The following is a 15244-nucleotide window of genomic DNA, read 5'->3' on the forward strand; positions in this document are numbered from 1 at the left end:
CCCGCCGTAAAGGCGGAAGGCGCCGGCAGCAGCCCCACATGAAACGGATAAGCCCAGGACGGATAAGCCCAGGATAGTGGGCTAATCCAAAAACTTCACAAAGATCAGCTCCGAATCATCCAGATCAAGGTTCTCTATCTTGCCGCTGCGCTGGTACCCAAGCTGTTCCAACAATTGCCGCATCGGTGAATTGGACCTGTTGGTTGAAGTGAAGATCCTCTTGCTAGCGGTGCACGCTTCCAGGTGAGCAACGATTTGCCTGCCGGCCCCCGAACGCCGGTGAGCGTCCGAGACGACCACCAGCGAGATAAACCACTCCCCGAAAAAGCGCTTATCCAAGCAGCCGTAGCCGATGGGAACAAGGGGATCATCTGCCGCACAGGCCACCCAGCATTCGTGAGTAGCTACTGCCTGTTCGATTTGTACCCGGCGGCCAACTTCCTTGGCAGCTATGGGGTCCAGGCTCACCAACTGTTCAATATCGTTCAAGACAGCCTGGCGGATTTGCCATTTCATGCTTGCACCCCTTTGCTCAAGCCTGAATGTCTAACTGCATTCACCCATTCCCCGTGAGACTCACGCCGTAAAGAATCCCTCGGCATCAAGGCCGTCAGCGTTCAGCCAGCGCCGCGGATAACCCGCCGGGCCGAGGCTGTCCGGCGACATCGCGGCGGCCAGGTTGGCGGTCGCCTTGAACGCCACGCCGACGGAATAAACCGGCCAATCGCGCATCAGCAACGGCGCCATGCCGAACACCTGCACACCCTGTTCGCGCCGGGCAAGGCGAAACGAGGCATAGCCGAATGCACCGAGAATACCCGCATCTGCTGCCGGCCGCAGTCGCGGGTCATCGGCCTGGTCGATGCTGGCACCAGCGCAGAGCCCATAGCCAGCCCTCTCAAACGCGGAAATCAGCGATCCATCCGGGTGCTGTCCGTCCAGGCTGAAGGACGCCCAGTCGGACAGGCTGAACAGATGCCCCAGCGCTCCCGACGCATCGAACACCTCCAGTTGCCCGCGAATCCAGCGCACCGAGTAGGCCCGAGGGTGGCTCGGATCGAGGTCGCCGGCATTGTCGATCCGCCACTGGCGGTCCAGGTCAAGGGTGGGTGCGGCCCCCAGTGGATAACCCGCCTGGGCGAACAAGGGGGCTAGCCCGGCAATACCTTCGCAACCAAGCTCCTCCCACACCGATAACGGCAAGCTGAACAAGGGCACCCCCTGCTCCAGCGCAACACCGGCACCCACTAGCAGGGCACCTCCGAGGACGCTACCGCTGAAATCGACGCCCTGGATCTGTGCGCCCTCCAGGGACAGGCTACGCGCCGAGCCGTCCGCCAGTACGGTACAACCGGCGATCCGCGCATTCACCAGCACGCTGTCGCTCAGGTCGGCGCCGTTCAGAAAAGCCTGAGACAGATCCAGCGACACCAGCAGGCTGCCGGAGAGTACCGCCCCTTCCAGGTCGGCGTGATCGAGGGTGGCCCCGGCGCCACACCATTGCACACCACGCAGGTCGGCGCCGGCCAGGTGGGCACCGGATGCCCGGGTGCCAATGCAGATGGCCCGGTGCAAGACTGCCGGACGCCAGGGCTCAGAGCCGGCCTGATGAACCTTGGCATCCAGATGCGCCTGGCTCAGGTCGGCGGCGGAAAAATCCGCCGCGGTGAAGTTGGCATTGCTGCCCAGGATGTTTTTCAGCGAGCACTTGCGCAGGTTCGCCCGCAGTGCGAAGACATTCCTCAGGTCGGCGCCGTCCAGCATCGCGCCCTCCAGACAACAGCCCTCCAGGCGAGCATCGGTCAGCCGGGCCCCGGTAAGTTGCAGGCCGCTCAGGTCGGCCTGGCTGAAATCGCCAGCGCCGAGGTTGGCTTGGGTGCAGTCGAGGCGGGCCGACGGACTGCCGAGGATCGCCCCCCTGGCCCGGCAATGACTCAGGTCGATCTCCCGGGCACTGCGCGGCGCACCCCAGCCGGGTGCGCCAAGGGTCGCGCCAGAAAGGTTGGCGCGGTCCAGCAAGGCGCCGTCGAACAACACCCCGTTCAGCCGGGTACCACGCAGATCGGCATCGCCCAGCAGGCATTTGGACAAGTCCGCGCCTTGCAGGCTGGCACCGCTAAAGCGCGCGCCGGTGAAGTCCACCCCCACGGCGCTGGCGCCATCCAGCACGACATCGGTCAGGTCCACGCCACGGCCCTGCCCGCTGGCCACCAACGCTGCCAACGATGGCGTGACGATCACCGGTTCGAATCGCGACGCAGCGGTGTTGCCCCGGTTGGTGGTGAGGATCGCCTGTGCCGTTTGCGGGTAGAACACCACCGGTTTCCAGATATCCCCGACCTGCACTTCCCAGCCCTGCCCCAGGGGCTCGCCCGCCAGGCGCAGCGTTGCGGCGTCCGCCACTTCGCTGTTCAGGGTCAGGCAGCCCGCCGAGCCGGCGAACCCTATCCAGCGCTCGTCGAGGCGCAGGCGAAAACTGCTGTCGGGCAAGCGATAGACGCTGACAAGCCCGGGCTGCTCGACGTCGTCGCGCGCGATCATCGCCGGGAACCAACTATAGTCCTGGTCGCCACCCTGAAGCCCAAGGGCTGCCAGGCACTTCACCCCTGCGTGGAAGGTGAACTTGCCCATGAACTCGCCCAACGCTTGCGCCCTCACAGGTGCACCTTGGCCTTGATCGAGACGAAGCCCTGTTGGATGCTGAGTTCCGCCTCCTCGAAGACGAAGTGGAACATCTGCATCATCGGCAGGGGCACGCCTTCCCCGCCCATCCTGCGCAGGCAGTCATCGTATTGACTTTCCACCACGGTCCAGAGGATCTTGCCGAACGGCTGGCCAAGTTCCTCGTCAAGGTCCGGGACGGTGGTGCCGAGGAGCGTCGTAGTCGAACTGTTTTTCTGGTAGTCGAACTTCAGTGTCTGCGCCGTCGACGCCGAGGCAACGCCCAGGCGCAAGTTGGTCAGAAGGTCGATGCGGCTGACCGAGAACTCAAGCTTGGGCGGTGTCTGCTCGCCGGTATCGAGGAACACCGTGAACTGCAGTTTCTGGCGCATGACCATGCCGCTTTGCCTGGCACAGTTGACGATGTCGGCGATCAACGTCGGGCTCACTTTTTTCGTGGCCAGCGCGTTCTCCAGCGCCTTCTGCTCAAGATAGGAATAGCCGCGCAATTTCGACACGACGGGCATTGCGTCAGTGATGCCAGGGATCGTCGCAATTCGCACCAGCGTCGCATCGGTCATTTCCCAGACGCTCTGGAACTCCGTCGTAGGCGCATCAATAGAGACGATTTCGGCATACATGTCGGTGTTGTCGTACCTGCCCAGGGCCTCGACAGCAGCGGCATAGGTGACGCAGCGCAAGGCTTCCGGATTGGGGATGTTGCCCGTGGTCGCCGTGGTATGCAGCAATCCCGCCTTGAAACAGGCCCATTGCAGCCCATTGATGCTGTAGCTCGACACGTAGGTCTGCAGATAATTCGGGTCGGTTGCCTGCGGGATCGGTGGTAGCCCCAACGACGCGGGCACAAGCGCCGGATAGGCCTCGCCCTTGTAGAGGACCCGCCCGGTCACACCGACCTGCAATCCGTTGCGCCCTGCGCTCGTGTCAAAACCCAGGCCGGAATCGCCGAGACCGAACTCGAACAGAATGTCGTGCCCCAGGTTGCCACTGGATGGAATGCTGCGCAGCGACGCCGGCATGATCTGGTTGATCAGGGCAGAGAAGTCGAGCCCGGACACCGCTTCACGGGTGGTGGCGCTGACCTCGGTGGTGGTGCAGCCCTGGATCTCGTTGCGCACCACGCTGCTCGACGGAATATTCGCGCTGACCTCTCCCGGCGCCGCCACGCAGCGGTGCTCGACCACTTCATAGGTATTGCTCGCGGGGTTGAACTGGAAGGCGGCAGTGACCTGAACCTGCAAACCGGAAAAGCTCGGCGTATAGCCATAGGTGTGATCGATGTTGTGGGACTGGCACACCACCGACCCCGAGATGCTCTGGACGCACTCCTTGGACTTTCCGGTCTCGTGCCACTGGTACTGCGCGCTGAACCCGGAAGCGACGAACTCGAGTTTGAACTCACTGCCCGCCGGGGTGCCGGAAGCCAGCTGGGTGACCGAGTTGTAAACCGGATTGAACCCCTGCAAGTGCCCCGAGCTCAGTTGCACTTTGACATTGGAGTAGTCGGTGCCCATGCCCGAACCGGAGCCGTGGAAGCTGCCGACATCGATCAGCCGGTCCGGGACCGGCATCGAGCGGATCAGGTCCTGCAGGCGCGGGGACAGGAACTGCCGGCAAAAGAAGTCGATACCGACCTGGCCGATTGCGATGGTTAGAGTCTGCATGATGAATCCTCCGTGAACTCAGGCCTGGACCGCATAGACGTGGATGCTGTCGGCGACGCGATAGATGTGGTACGTCGCCGCGACGTCCTTGATACTCCAGGCGCCGTTGGGGTCGATGACGTCGATAAACGCACTGGGCGTCAGGTTGATCCCGTGCTTGTCGAACTGGATCTTCACTTCGCCGATGTTGTGTTCGTTGAGCCGCGGCTGCTGGCTGACCGGCATGTCGAACAGTGGCGGCGTTGGCATCCAGTGGCCGATGCCCGGCTGGGTAGTGCCGGAAGGTGACTTCAGCGTCTCGAACATCAGCCCGTAGACATTGCGCCACAGATCCACGGCCAGCTTCCCGGCAACCACGTTGTGCGGCGTGCGGGTCAGCGATGGGTCCGGCGAGCGGGAGAGGAAACTGCCGTCCGGTGCATGGATATCCAGCAGGTAGTCACTGGCCTGGCTGCCATCGCCGGTGTACGACAACACGTAGACGTAACCGCGCGCCTCGACCGCCATGTCCAGGTAGGTCACGTTCAGGCCGCGAGCGCCCTGCAACGGGAAATAGGACAGCGACCAGTACACCAGCGACTGCCGGGGCTGGGCCGTGGATGGCCGGATGCGCCAGGCCTGGCCGGTGCTGCCGTCGAGGATGTGCCATTCACTGCCTGGGGCGATCACCTCGACCCGGGCACGGCACGGACGCTGGTACACCGCCAGCACGCCATGGCGCAAGCGCACTTGCCAGCTTGATCCGCGTGGATCGTCGAGGGTCCACTCATGGCCCGGCTCGACCACGTGGATCTGCGCGCTAGCCGACCGATCGCCCATGGCTTGCGGGTCGTAGGCGAGAACCAGGCCATGCAGGTTCAAGGTCTTGAGCAACGGATCGCTCTCGGCAGCGAACGACGCCTCGTCCAGTTGCTTCACGAAACTGGTCGAAAGGGAGAACAGATAGCCTTGCTCCTGGTCGACCAAGGCCTGGATGAACGCCTCTGGGACAACGCCGTCATTGAGTGCCGCAGCAATGGCATTGCTGTCGATCGACAGCAATGGCTTGAACGGGGTGAAACCCGGAACCGCATTGCCCTTGGTGTCAAACGCCTGGACCCGATGGTTCTCGGTTTCCAGCACCAGGATCCGTCCGTCCGGCATCACCGAGATGGCTTTGGGGCCGCGCAACAGTCCCTGGCGAATACCCTCCCCGGCCACCATTGTCGCCATCGGTGCCTCGCTGTCGGGCGAACCTTGCGCCGGTAACGGCAGGAACATCAGCTTGCTGTCCTTCCACGACGCGGCCAGAACGATACCGTCAGGGTGGATGGCCAGGGCGTCGATCGTGTTCAACGGAAACTGTCCCCAGCTTTGCAGGCCCCGCTCCCCCAGGCCGAAGGTCGATGCACCGTCGCCCAATATCACCTTGCGCAGGTGCATGGCGCTGCCGCGCGGGTCGAGAATGAAATTGTCCTGCTCGATCCGCTCGTGCTGGTTGTTTGCCTGCGACCAGGCGATACCAGGCCGATTGCTCAGGCCGATATCGGCAACGATCAGGCGTGATTGCGGGTCTGCCAGTACTGACAGGTTCTGCAATACGTACTGCTGCGCATCGGACTTCGCTGCTGCGGTCGAGTCCGTCGGCAGATGCTGGCCCGACGCACGCCAGGCATAGCCGATCTGGTAGGCGCTGCTGTTCAGGCTGATGTCCACCAACTCGCAGAGCGTGCCGTCACTGCCACACGCCAGCGATGCATGGGTGGCTTGCGGTGGCGCACCTGCCTGCCAGACATAGCGCCCCCGCTCGACGGCGATACGCTCCTTGAACACGTACTGGGTGTCCGGGCTCAGCGGTACCAACTGCTCGACGATATTGTGTGCGCCCAGCTCCAGGGTGGTGCCGTGGTTGGCCTGGGCGGTCATCCAGTCGCTTTGCCAAGACCCGGCCAACCAGCCGTTGTCGCTGTACAGGCCGACCAATACACGGAACTGGCCGCCGGCCGGCACATCGTCGAAGCGCAGTGTCAGTGGGGTGCTGCTGGTGACCTGCGGCATGCTGCCGGTCAGCTTGTGATTGGTGCCGCCCTGGTATTCGAGATAAGCGACGTAATTGCTGGCCACCGCCGGCCATACCGCAGTTTGCGGATTGCCAGCCTCGCCATGGACGGGGTCCGGATGCAGGCTCAGGCTCACGTCGATCGCCCGGGATACCATCACCTTGACGCAGGACGGCGATGACAGCACTTCCCCCGTGGTCACCGCCATCTCCTCGATGCTCATCAGGGTCGCGGCGGTACGAAACACCCAGCCAATCGGCCCCAGGCACGAGCCGAGTACGCCAGTCGTGCACTTTCCGGCCAGCCACTTGCCAAGGGCCTCCATGCCTTTGCGCAGGATCAGGCCGACGATCACATTGGCGCACTTCACCATGACTGTGCGGGTACTGAGCACGGCGGACGCGGTGGCCAGGCCACCGCCGAGCATGGGCAGGCCAATGGCGAGGGCGGCCGCGGTGAGTTGACGGTCGTTGACGATCCGGTTGAATTCCCGATGGCCAGTAATGTAGCTGCCGCAGGCCATCAGCACGGTCGGCACCCCGTATTGCCAGAGGCCGGTCAGCAAGGCGCCGCTGGTGCTGAAGTCGTCGTCCCAATCACTGACCCCGAGGCTGGCGAAATACAGGCGCACGCCGGAGGCACTGCCCATGGGGATGTCCAGCGTGCTCGGCTGCGTATCGCATGGAATGCCCAGGATCGAGTTGGTCGCCGATATCGACTGCAGGCGTACCTTACCGCCCAGGGGCTGGCCGGTGGCATCGAGCAACTGGTAGCCGGCGACCAGGGTGCGCAGGTAGGTGTTGCTGACATCGATCGACAACTGGCTGTCATGGTCGATGTCGATCGACCCCGCGTCGACCAGGATGCCGTGATGCACCGTGCGCTCGTTGACGGTCCATCTGTAGCGGCTCTCACCGCCCCCAGCCGTTTCAGCGCGCACCGCGGCTTCATCCGCCGCACGTTCGCTGGCGGCGAAGGTCGTGCCGCTGCTCGCCGCCCAGGTCTTGTCCATCAAGCGCAAATCGTTTGCCGCCGAGCGGTTGGCGCCGGCCAAACCGGCGCCCAGATGGCCGTCAAGATCTTCGTGCACGCCATAGGTGTACAGCGCCTGGCCGGCCTCGATCTGGCCGGGGAGATCGTACTCGGCCACCAGCGCATTGCCGTCGGCATCCTGGCACGCCACGATGGGCGACCAGTCCTGGCCGAGGCTGCCAATCTGCGCCGCGAGCAATTGCATGCGGTTGTACTGCTCCGGATCGACCTCCGGGCTGGGCAGGATATGGTCGTTGAGCACGATCACGCTGGTGCTGGGCTGAATACTGGCCAGGCCGGGGTGATGTGACACCAGGGCGGCTGCGGTATCCAGCGGCGTGACCAGGGTCTGGGACTGGACCAGGGCATCCAGGCGAGCCGATTGCCCGTCGGGCAGCGAGCGTAGCCCCAGGTGGGCCAGGCGCGCGCAGTGAACCTTGGGCTTGCGCGCCACGGTATGCCGATGGAACGCTCGCACCTGCTGCAAAGGCTGCTGATAGCGCTCCAGGCGCTCTTGCCAGAACACCCGCAGATGATCCTCGGGGATGATCACGCACATCGCCACCACCTGCGGCAAATGCACGCCATCGCGCTCGGGGATGACCACCTGCAGGTAGCGTGAATCGGTGTCGGTGAAATGCGCCTTGTCGATTGCCGCGAAGTGGCTGAAGCGCTGCTGATGCTCGCTCGGCAACAGCGAAAGCGCGCCATGGGTCGTGCCAGCGGATTCGAGACTCTGTTCGCTATGGAGACTGAGTGGGTAGCGCGCGCTGCCGACACGAACTTCCAGCGTTTGCGTGCGCTCGACATGCCGCAGGTCGAAATGCAGATGCTTCATTGCCACCTCCTTGGTAGGGGGGCAGTCCCCCATGCGCTGTCCAAAATAGGCAACGCGAAGGCTTTTTGTCTGCATTGGGTTTCTGAGGGAATCTGAGCGCCATGCGGTGATGGTGCTGCGGGGTGATGCTGGGCGCGCCGCAAGCCCTAAAACGTGTGCATGATCATGCAGCAACAATCACATAGCGCACCGCGTTGTATTCGAACGCCGCTACTTCGCGCAGCCCCATGCCCCCGTGGGCCGTTCGTGACCCCTGGTTGTCCTCGCGGATAAAGGCCATGACAGCGGATTGATTCATATGTGTTCGCTGAGCATCAAACATTGCAGCCGCGATGCCGCGCCGACGAAAGTCCCGCCCGACGCAGATTGGGCCGTGCAGGTAGGCTCCGGGATTGGGATAGGCGCTGAGCATTGCCTGGATGATCGGTACATGGCCTTGCGCTTCGCGGGATGTGAAGGCAACGTAGCCGGCAACACACTCAGCGCTGCGCGCAACGATGATTGATTGGCATGAGATCGCCTGTGCAAACCACTCGCGCGAAAACCGCGCGGACAAACTACCGCCATTCTCTGGTTGATTTTCCTCCTGCACCCTGAGGATTCCGTCAACATCAACCAGGTTCGCCAAACCGATATCAAGGCCGGACAGCATTGCAGCCTCCGGAAGAACTGGCATGGCGTCTTTAACACTCTGGGTTTTATTCATGACGTGCGCCGCTTGGTACAGGAGGTCTCCTAGAATACCCTGCCTTGGACTGTGGTCAAACGCGTGGATATGGCGCACGCCAGCCTACTGCTTGGGCACACTAAAGTTGACATCAGCGAGCGTGGTAGAGGGTGTAAAGGGTACTTGCTCGTAGCCCTTGTATGGATGACTATCACGCTCCCCAGAAGGGCATGAGCCCTGAGCGGCATCTAAACAAGGACTTGAGATGGAGCGACCATATGATGACTTCCAGTACATAAACTCGCTCGTTAAAGAGTTTACGGGGCAACGAAAAGTAAGATCCGCGTTGCGTGTGATCCACGCCAATGACATCACCGGCTGGGAGGTCTGGTTCCAGGTCGAATTCGCCACATTCCTCGCCGAGCATGAAGATCAGCCCGAGTGGGTGCGCGAGGTCCGCTTCGAGTTTGACTATCGCCGAGAGAAATACAATTGGTACTTGAAGCCTGACTTCCTCATACGGAAAAAGGGTGCTGCGGTGAGTAAGTACATTGCACTCGAGATAAAACAGCATCGCCAACTGGGTAGCTGCATCTCGAACATGATTGCGGACTTGGCCAAGGTGAGAAAAATCAGAAAATCAGAAGTCGACCTGCGATCCTATTGGGCGCTGGGCATCTTTCAGGCAGATGAGCAAGACAACATCGAGAACACCATCAAAACCAAGCTCTTCGAGCATGGCCTGCCGGTGTTTCCGGGCTTGATGATCTACGACAAAATCGGCAATACCGGCTTCAGGTATGCGTTGCTACCGGGATTGGAATATCAGTGAACCGAAGCCTGCCACTACCTGCGCCGCGTATGGACAGCTACTCGCAGCAGGATTCTCTCAGGCGTGAGTCGTCCGCAAAGCGCTGGCCGGAGCCCGATTTCAAGCCCGAAGTAGACAAGCCAGCTGCCGCCTGGCTGTTCCTGTAGTTCAGTCAGGCAGGTGCACTCTGTTCAGCCATCAGCTTGTTGCAGGGCCTGCTGGGCAGCATGGCTTATGGATACCTGGAAGCGTAAGGCTGCTCCGCCTGAGCAAGCAGCATTACGCATTTTTTCGGCGTTGTGGCTTGACGTTCGCGCAGTTGCCCTTCAGTAGCGGAACTTGCCGCCATGAATGTCCTGCAGCACCTGCTCAGTCACGCGCACGTAGGTTTCGGTGCCCGGTAGCCAGGCGTAGACCGGGTCTTCGCCGGTTTGGCTGGGGTCGAAGGCTTCGCTCCTTAGCTTGGTTTTCTGGTATTTGAACGTGCCGGTGGTTTCCATGCAGGTCCTGATGCGCAGGAACATCGGCACCGCGTAATGGGGCATCTGGCTTTTGACGAAGCGTAGCAGGTCGCAAAAATCCAGATGCTCCAAGGGAGCCGATGGGGTGATGGCCGCCATCCCGGCGCGACCATTGGTGTTCTTGATTTCCACACCGTAGGCCACCGCTTCGGCGATGTGGGGGTGTTGCACCATGACGTTTTCGACTTCGGTGGTGGAGACGTTTTCGCCTTTCCAACGGAAGGTGTCCCCCAGGCGGTCGACGAATTGGGCGTGGCCAAAGCCGATATCGCGAATCAGGTCGCCGCTGTTGAAGTAACGATCACCCTTTTCGAAAACGTCGTACAACACCACCTTCTTGCTCTTCTCCGGATCGGTGTAACCGTCGAATGGGGAGTCGTCGTCGATCTTGGCCAGCAACAAGCCTTGGCCACCCTTGCCGACTTTTTGCATGAAACCGTTCGCGCCGCGCCGCGGCTCGCCGGTGTCGTGTTCGTACTCCACCAGCGACCAGGCGTTGATGGCAAAGCCAATGGTGTTTTCGAAGTTGAGGATGTTGGTAAAGCCGATGTTGCCGTCACTGGCGGCATAAAACTCGCACACCCGCTCGATGTTGAAGCGTCTCTTGAAATCGAGCCACACGCCCGGGCGCAGGCCGTTGCCAATCATTTTTACCACCGGGTTGTCGCCATCGTTGCCGGCTGGAGGCTGGTCGATCAGGTAGCGACACAATTCACCGACGTAGCAAATGGTGGTGGCCTGGAATTTGCGGGTGTCATTCCAGAACTGACTGGCGCTGAATTTGCGGCGGATGGCGAAACCCGAGGCGCCGGCCAATGCCGAGCCCCAGGTCACGCACAGCCCGGTGCCGTGATAGAGCGGCAAGGTGCAATAGACGATGTCATCGGGGCGCATATCCAGGGCGATCATGCCGAAGCTACCCCAGACTTTCATCCAGCGCCCGTGCTTGAACACCCCAGCCTTGGGCAAACCGGTGGTGCCGGAGGTGTAAATGTAGAAGCAGGCGTCGTCCAGGTAGACCTGCTGGGTGGTCGCCGGATTGACAGCGGAGTGCGCTTCGCTGACGCGGGTCAGGTTGATGTAACCCTCGGGCGCGACGCCCGCATCGCGAGTGGTGTCGGTGTCCGCCAGGAAGAACGTGCTCAGTTCATCGATGGCAACCTCGTTACGCACCGCGTCAAAGGATGGCACCAACTCTTCGCCGACGATAATCGCCGAGGGATTGACCAGGCTCAAGCTGTGGATCAGGACGTTGTTGGTCTGCGAGGTATTGAGCATGGCGCAGATACCGCCGATCTTGCTGACCGCCAGCACGCTGACCAGCAATTCCGGGCGATTTTCAATAAATATGCCGACCACATCGCCTTTTTTCAGGCCACGGGCAAGCAGGCAGTGGGCGAAACGGTTGGCCCACTGGTTGACCTGTTCATAACTGAAACGATTGTCCTGGTAGAGCAACGCCGGCCCTTGAGGGTTGCGCGCAACCGCCTGTTCGAAGGCCCACCCCAGGCCGCAGGGCTGATCGACCTTGAGCTTGGAAGCCCTGAGTCCCCTGGCGAGCCGAGGAATGGCCCGGGCGATCGAGGGGATTTTGCGCAGCATCATGCCCCAGGTAATCATGTCGCTATTGCTACTCATGTCACCTCCTAGTGAATTGACCGTGGCGCCAGGCAGTTGCACAAGCGCCACGACCAGCCGATCGTTTTTATTGTTGTGCACGCCCTGTAAAAAGTCCTCGCGCAGCGGGGTGCGCGAGGACGCCTGTTGCCAAGCCTCAGAATTCGTCAGCGACCGACTCGAGGATCTTGCCCATCAAGTAAACCGTGGTGCGTGCAACTTGCTTGACCGCCTCTTTTTCTTCGTCGGTGACGACCCAGCGGTCGATGGCTGCGTTGACTTGCTCGGAGTGTTTCTCGTCGATGATTGCGTGGGCGACAAAGAAGGTCAGTTGTTGGTCGGTCAGCTTGAGATGGTTCTTGCAGACATCCATCAATGGCTCGAGGTGCTCGTAGCAGTCCTCGGCCCAGAAGCTGTAGCCCAGCCGTGGAATGATGCCGCGGCACACAGAGACGAAATCCAGGTAGCCGTAGAACGCTTCTGTGGCCGGCAACATCGGCTTCTCGAACTCGGACTTGTCGACGCCAATGGCGATCAGGTCGTTGTACGCCATGTTTTCATGGCCCAGTTCTTCCAGCGCATGCTTCATCGCAAAACGCAGCAGGCCAACCTTTTTATGGTCCTGGTTCCAACACGCCACCGCCTGGTTGATCGCGTTGTTCTTGGTGTAGTGATACACCTGGACAATCGACTTGATGTAGAGGTCACGCTGCAACTCGGGGCGTTTCATCATCTGGAAAAAGCGGCCGACCTTGATCTTTTCCCATTCGGCATCACACACGGCTTTCAGCTCTTTGCGAAACGCGGTCACTTCAGTCATTTCATTCTCTTCCTTGGCAGATTGATAAACCATTCATGACACTTTTTATAATATCAAGCGAACACGGACTTACAGGCGCAGCAGGGACTTAATGATGTAGATGAACTTGGAGAAGAACCCCAGGCCTTCGATAGTGTCCCAGTGCTCCATCAGCACACCGTTTTCCACACGGTAGATATCGATCACCTTGTAATTCACGGTGAAGAACCTGTGTTTGGCCCAGTGCGTGGCATACAGGAAGACATAGTCGCCTTCGGCGCATACCCGCTCAATGCTGGTACCCGACGCGGGGAAGGTTTTGAAGAACTGCGTAAAGTAGGTCTTGAAGCCTTCGCGGCGCGGCGGAATGAATACGTTGTTGTGTTGTACATAATCTTCGGCAATCAACGTATCGGCGACCGCCAGTTCCCGCTGGCCAAACATGCGCTCGTAAAACTCGATGACCACTTCTTTGTTTCTGGCTTCCATCTTGGATCAACCTCAATGTTGTTGTCGTTGTTTTAGGATGCTCATCCCGCCAGTGACTGCCTCGCGGAACGGGCGGCCAAGGTGTAGCGAATCAAGTCATCAATGCTCTTCAGGTCTGCCGGGCAGCTTTGCAGGCCGAAGAAGGGCGTGACCGACGGCATCAGATCGCCTTTGTACAGGGCGTAGTAGTGATCACCGCGGGCCTTGATCTGGAAGAAGATGCCGTCCTGATCAAAGACGAAGCTGTCGAACTTCGGCGCCAGCCGTGGTTTTACGTAGGTGATGAAGGTTTTGTAGCCGCCTTCCAGGGCGACCAGCGAGGCGCCGGTCATCGCCAGTCCGTTGACCACGTTCTTGACCGGGGAATGCTTGTCGACAATAAGCCGCGAGAGTTCAACGCACTCATTCTCGTAATTGGGCCCGGAGAACTGCACCAGTTGTTCATGGCTGATGAACTCGCCCGACTCGTGAGGAAAAGGCGTAATACGCTGGGTGCCGATGATTTCACCATCATAATAAAAGGCAAACACGTAGGAACGCGGATCGTATTCATCCAGGCATACGCTGTCGTCGACCGCGTTACCAAACAACGTCTTGTAGTAAATTTTTCGTTGCCCATACAACCGGCTACGGGCACGAGACAGTTCGAGAAACTGCGCTGGCGTAACCACCTGCCTGACACTGACCTTGTCAGATTGGCACAACTCTTGAAGTACTGAATCATAGAAACTATAGATTGCCGAACCGACTGAATCGTCCTTTACCAACTGCATATTTACCGAAGACAAGGCGGCCTTATTACTTGCGAGTGACGGCATGAGAATTCCCTTCTTATTGTGACCTTTAGTATTAAACTCAGCCCAGCGCACAACCTAAGTTTCCGCAGCACAATACATAGCTTCGCCTCCTTGCGTAGATGCCTACAAGTTGATGATTTGCTTACTGCGCACAGCAAGGCACGCACCCCTCTTATCGCGGGCGTGCCTTTAAACCAAAGCGACTTGCAGTTAAACCGGTGGCAGCGAGGTCAAGGCTCGACGGATCTGCTCTGCGCGCTCGCCCAGTACTTGGGGCGTAGCGAGTGGAAGGTCCGCATGACCCAGGTTGAAACCATCACCGACAAAGCGCGCCAGTACATGCAGGTGGGCGTGGCCCACGGTCTGCCCGGCCACAGCGCCATCGCACAGCAGCAGGTTGATACCTTCGCAGGGGTGTTCATTGAGGCTCAGGCCGCTTTCACGCAGGGCGGCCGCCACCCGTTGACCCACACGCATCATGTGGCCACAGGTTTGAGGAGGGATATCACCCAGGCCGCTTGCGTGGGCCTTGGGAATGACCAGGACATGGCCAGGAGTAATCGGCTGGATGGAGAGAAAGGCCAGGCACTGCTCGTCTTCGTAGACAACGGCAGCCGGTGCTTCTTTCTTGGCGATTGCACAGAAAATGCAGTTCACGATTAGCTCCTTTTTTATAGTAAGTGCAAACCCGGTGGAGGCATGAAGATCCGGGTTGCTACAGCCTGCATTCCATTAGCAGTTGACCGCACAGCTTGAGGGTGAAATTACCCTTGGCATTTCACACCTGTACACGGGAGTTTTGAAATTTTTTGTATCTTAAGCTAAGAAAACACCTAATAAGTTGATTTAAATGAATTTTCCCAATGTTACTTTTTGTATCTTGTGGTGTGGGCTGCTGTAGTGGTCAACTGATCCCGGACACTGCGTTAAGTTTTTCCTCAGCGACCGCAGGCGGTAACCCATCGTTGAACTGATGCGGCCTTTGCCATGTGTACCGCTGCATCATGAACCGACCGATATCCTGCTGTGCCAGTGACCCGCTCATGTAGCCCATTGTCGGTATCCACTCCGTTTTCAGGCTACGAAACAAACGCTCCATCGGTGCATTGTCATGGCAGTTTCCGCGCCGGCTCATGCTTCGTTTAAAGCGGTAGCGCCACAGCCGTTGGTGGAAATCCCGGCTGCCATATTGGCTGCCCTGATCGCTGTGGAATAAAACATTCTGTGGGTGGCCCCGCTGGTCATATGCCATGTCCAGGGCCTTGATCACAAGGTCGGCATCAAAAAG

Annotated in this window: 11 protein-coding genes and 1 pseudogene; 1 reads left to right on the forward strand and 11 read right to left on the reverse strand. The window is 59.9% G+C overall.

Annotation, left to right across the window (positions count from 1 at the left end; genetic code table 11):
* Positions 1-81 precede the first annotated feature (81 nt).
* The 5 genes from M5G11_RS20445 to M5G11_RS20465 form a co-directional block, all read right to left on the reverse strand.
* Positions 82-516, reverse strand: coding sequence for a GNAT family N-acetyltransferase (locus M5G11_RS20445; RefSeq protein ID WP_273910098.1), 435 nt, complete (start codon positions 514-516; stop codon positions 82-84).
* A gap of 60 nt (positions 517-576) precedes the next feature.
* Positions 577-2658, reverse strand: coding sequence for a pentapeptide repeat-containing protein (locus M5G11_RS20450; protein ID WP_273910099.1), 2082 nt, complete (start codon positions 2656-2658; stop codon positions 577-579).
* Positions 2655-4346: a hypothetical protein gene (locus tag M5G11_RS20455; RefSeq protein WP_273910100.1), complete on the reverse strand. Its 1692-nt coding sequence runs from the start codon at positions 4344-4346 to the stop codon at positions 2655-2657. Before M5G11_RS20455 ends, M5G11_RS20450 begins: the two co-directional genes overlap by 4 nt.
* Positions 4347-4364: 18 nt before the next feature.
* The gene (locus M5G11_RS20460; RefSeq protein ID WP_273910101.1) at positions 4365-8255 is read right to left on the reverse strand and encodes an NHL repeat-containing protein; all 3891 of its coding nucleotides are present in this window, start codon (positions 8253-8255) and stop codon (positions 4365-4367) included.
* A gap of 163 nt (positions 8256-8418) precedes the next feature.
* Positions 8419-8961 (reverse strand): GNAT family N-acetyltransferase, encoded by a 543-nt coding sequence (locus M5G11_RS20465; RefSeq protein WP_273910102.1) that lies wholly within the window; start codon positions 8959-8961, stop codon positions 8419-8421.
* 226 nt (positions 8962-9187) lie between these two features.
* Here M5G11_RS20465 and M5G11_RS20470 point away from each other — a divergent pair, with 226 nt between their 5' ends.
* Entirely contained in the window at positions 9188-9754 is a 567-nt protein-coding gene (locus M5G11_RS20470) for a hypothetical protein (RefSeq protein ID WP_273910103.1), read from the forward strand.
* Positions 9755-10059: 305 nt separating this feature from the next.
* On the opposite strand, the gene M5G11_RS20475 is transcribed toward M5G11_RS20470, so the two are convergent.
* The 6 genes and pseudogenes from M5G11_RS20475 to M5G11_RS20500 form a co-directional block, all read right to left on the reverse strand.
* Positions 10060-11892, reverse strand: a complete 1833-nt coding sequence (locus tag M5G11_RS20475; RefSeq protein WP_273910104.1) for a long-chain-acyl-CoA synthetase — start codon at positions 11890-11892, stop codon at positions 10060-10062.
* 136 nt (positions 11893-12028) lie between these two features.
* On the reverse strand, positions 12029-12691 hold the full coding sequence (locus M5G11_RS20480; RefSeq protein ID WP_273910105.1) for an iron-containing redox enzyme family protein: 663 nt from the start codon (positions 12689-12691) through the stop codon (positions 12029-12031).
* Between the two features lie 69 nt (positions 12692-12760).
* On the reverse strand, positions 12761-13159 hold the full coding sequence (locus M5G11_RS20485; protein WP_273910106.1) for a nuclear transport factor 2 family protein: 399 nt from the start codon (positions 13157-13159) through the stop codon (positions 12761-12763).
* 41 nt (positions 13160-13200) lie between these two features.
* On the reverse strand, positions 13201-13977 hold the full coding sequence (locus tag M5G11_RS20490) for an N-acyl amino acid synthase FeeM domain-containing protein (RefSeq protein WP_273910107.1): 777 nt from the start codon (positions 13975-13977) through the stop codon (positions 13201-13203).
* Positions 13978-14166: 189 nt separating this feature from the next.
* Entirely contained in the window at positions 14167-14613 is a 447-nt protein-coding gene (locus tag M5G11_RS20495) for an HIT family protein (RefSeq protein WP_273910108.1), read from the reverse strand.
* A gap of 247 nt (positions 14614-14860) precedes the next feature.
* Positions 14861-15238, reverse strand: a pseudogene (locus tag M5G11_RS20500) (DDE-type integrase/transposase/recombinase); the annotation flags it as partial.
* Positions 15239-15244: the final 6 nt, after the last annotated feature.

Origin of the sequence: Pseudomonas fontis (assembly GCF_028656955.1) — a bacterium.
In the GTDB taxonomy this organism is placed as follows: domain Bacteria; phylum Pseudomonadota; class Gammaproteobacteria; order Pseudomonadales; family Pseudomonadaceae; genus Aquipseudomonas; species Aquipseudomonas fontis.

Coding starts and splice junctions, on each gene's coding strand:
- M5G11_RS20445 (WP_273910098.1), bottom strand. CDS start 516: ATGAAATGGCAAATCCGCCAGGCTGTCTTGAACGATATTGAACAGTTG.
- M5G11_RS20455 (WP_273910100.1), bottom strand. CDS start 4,346: ATGCAGACTCTAACCATCGCAATCGGCCAGGTCGGTATCGACTTCTTT.
- M5G11_RS20460 (WP_273910101.1), bottom strand. CDS start 8,255: ATGAAGCATCTGCATTTCGACCTGCGGCATGTCGAGCGCACGCAAACG.
- M5G11_RS20465 (WP_273910102.1), bottom strand. CDS start 8,961: ATGAATAAAACCCAGAGTGTTAAAGACGCCATGCCAGTTCTTCCGGAG.
- M5G11_RS20470 (WP_273910103.1), top strand. CDS start 9,188: ATGGAGCGACCATATGATGACTTCCAGTACATAAACTCGCTCGTTAAA.
- M5G11_RS20475 (WP_273910104.1), bottom strand. CDS start 11,892: ATGAGTAGCAATAGCGACATGATTACCTGGGGCATGATGCTGCGCAAA.
- M5G11_RS20480 (WP_273910105.1), bottom strand. CDS start 12,691: ATGACTGAAGTGACCGCGTTTCGCAAAGAGCTGAAAGCCGTGTGTGAT.
- M5G11_RS20485 (WP_273910106.1), bottom strand. CDS start 13,159: ATGGAAGCCAGAAACAAAGAAGTGGTCATCGAGTTTTACGAGCGCATG.
- M5G11_RS20490 (WP_273910107.1), bottom strand. CDS start 13,977: ATGCCGTCACTCGCAAGTAATAAGGCCGCCTTGTCTTCGGTAAATATG.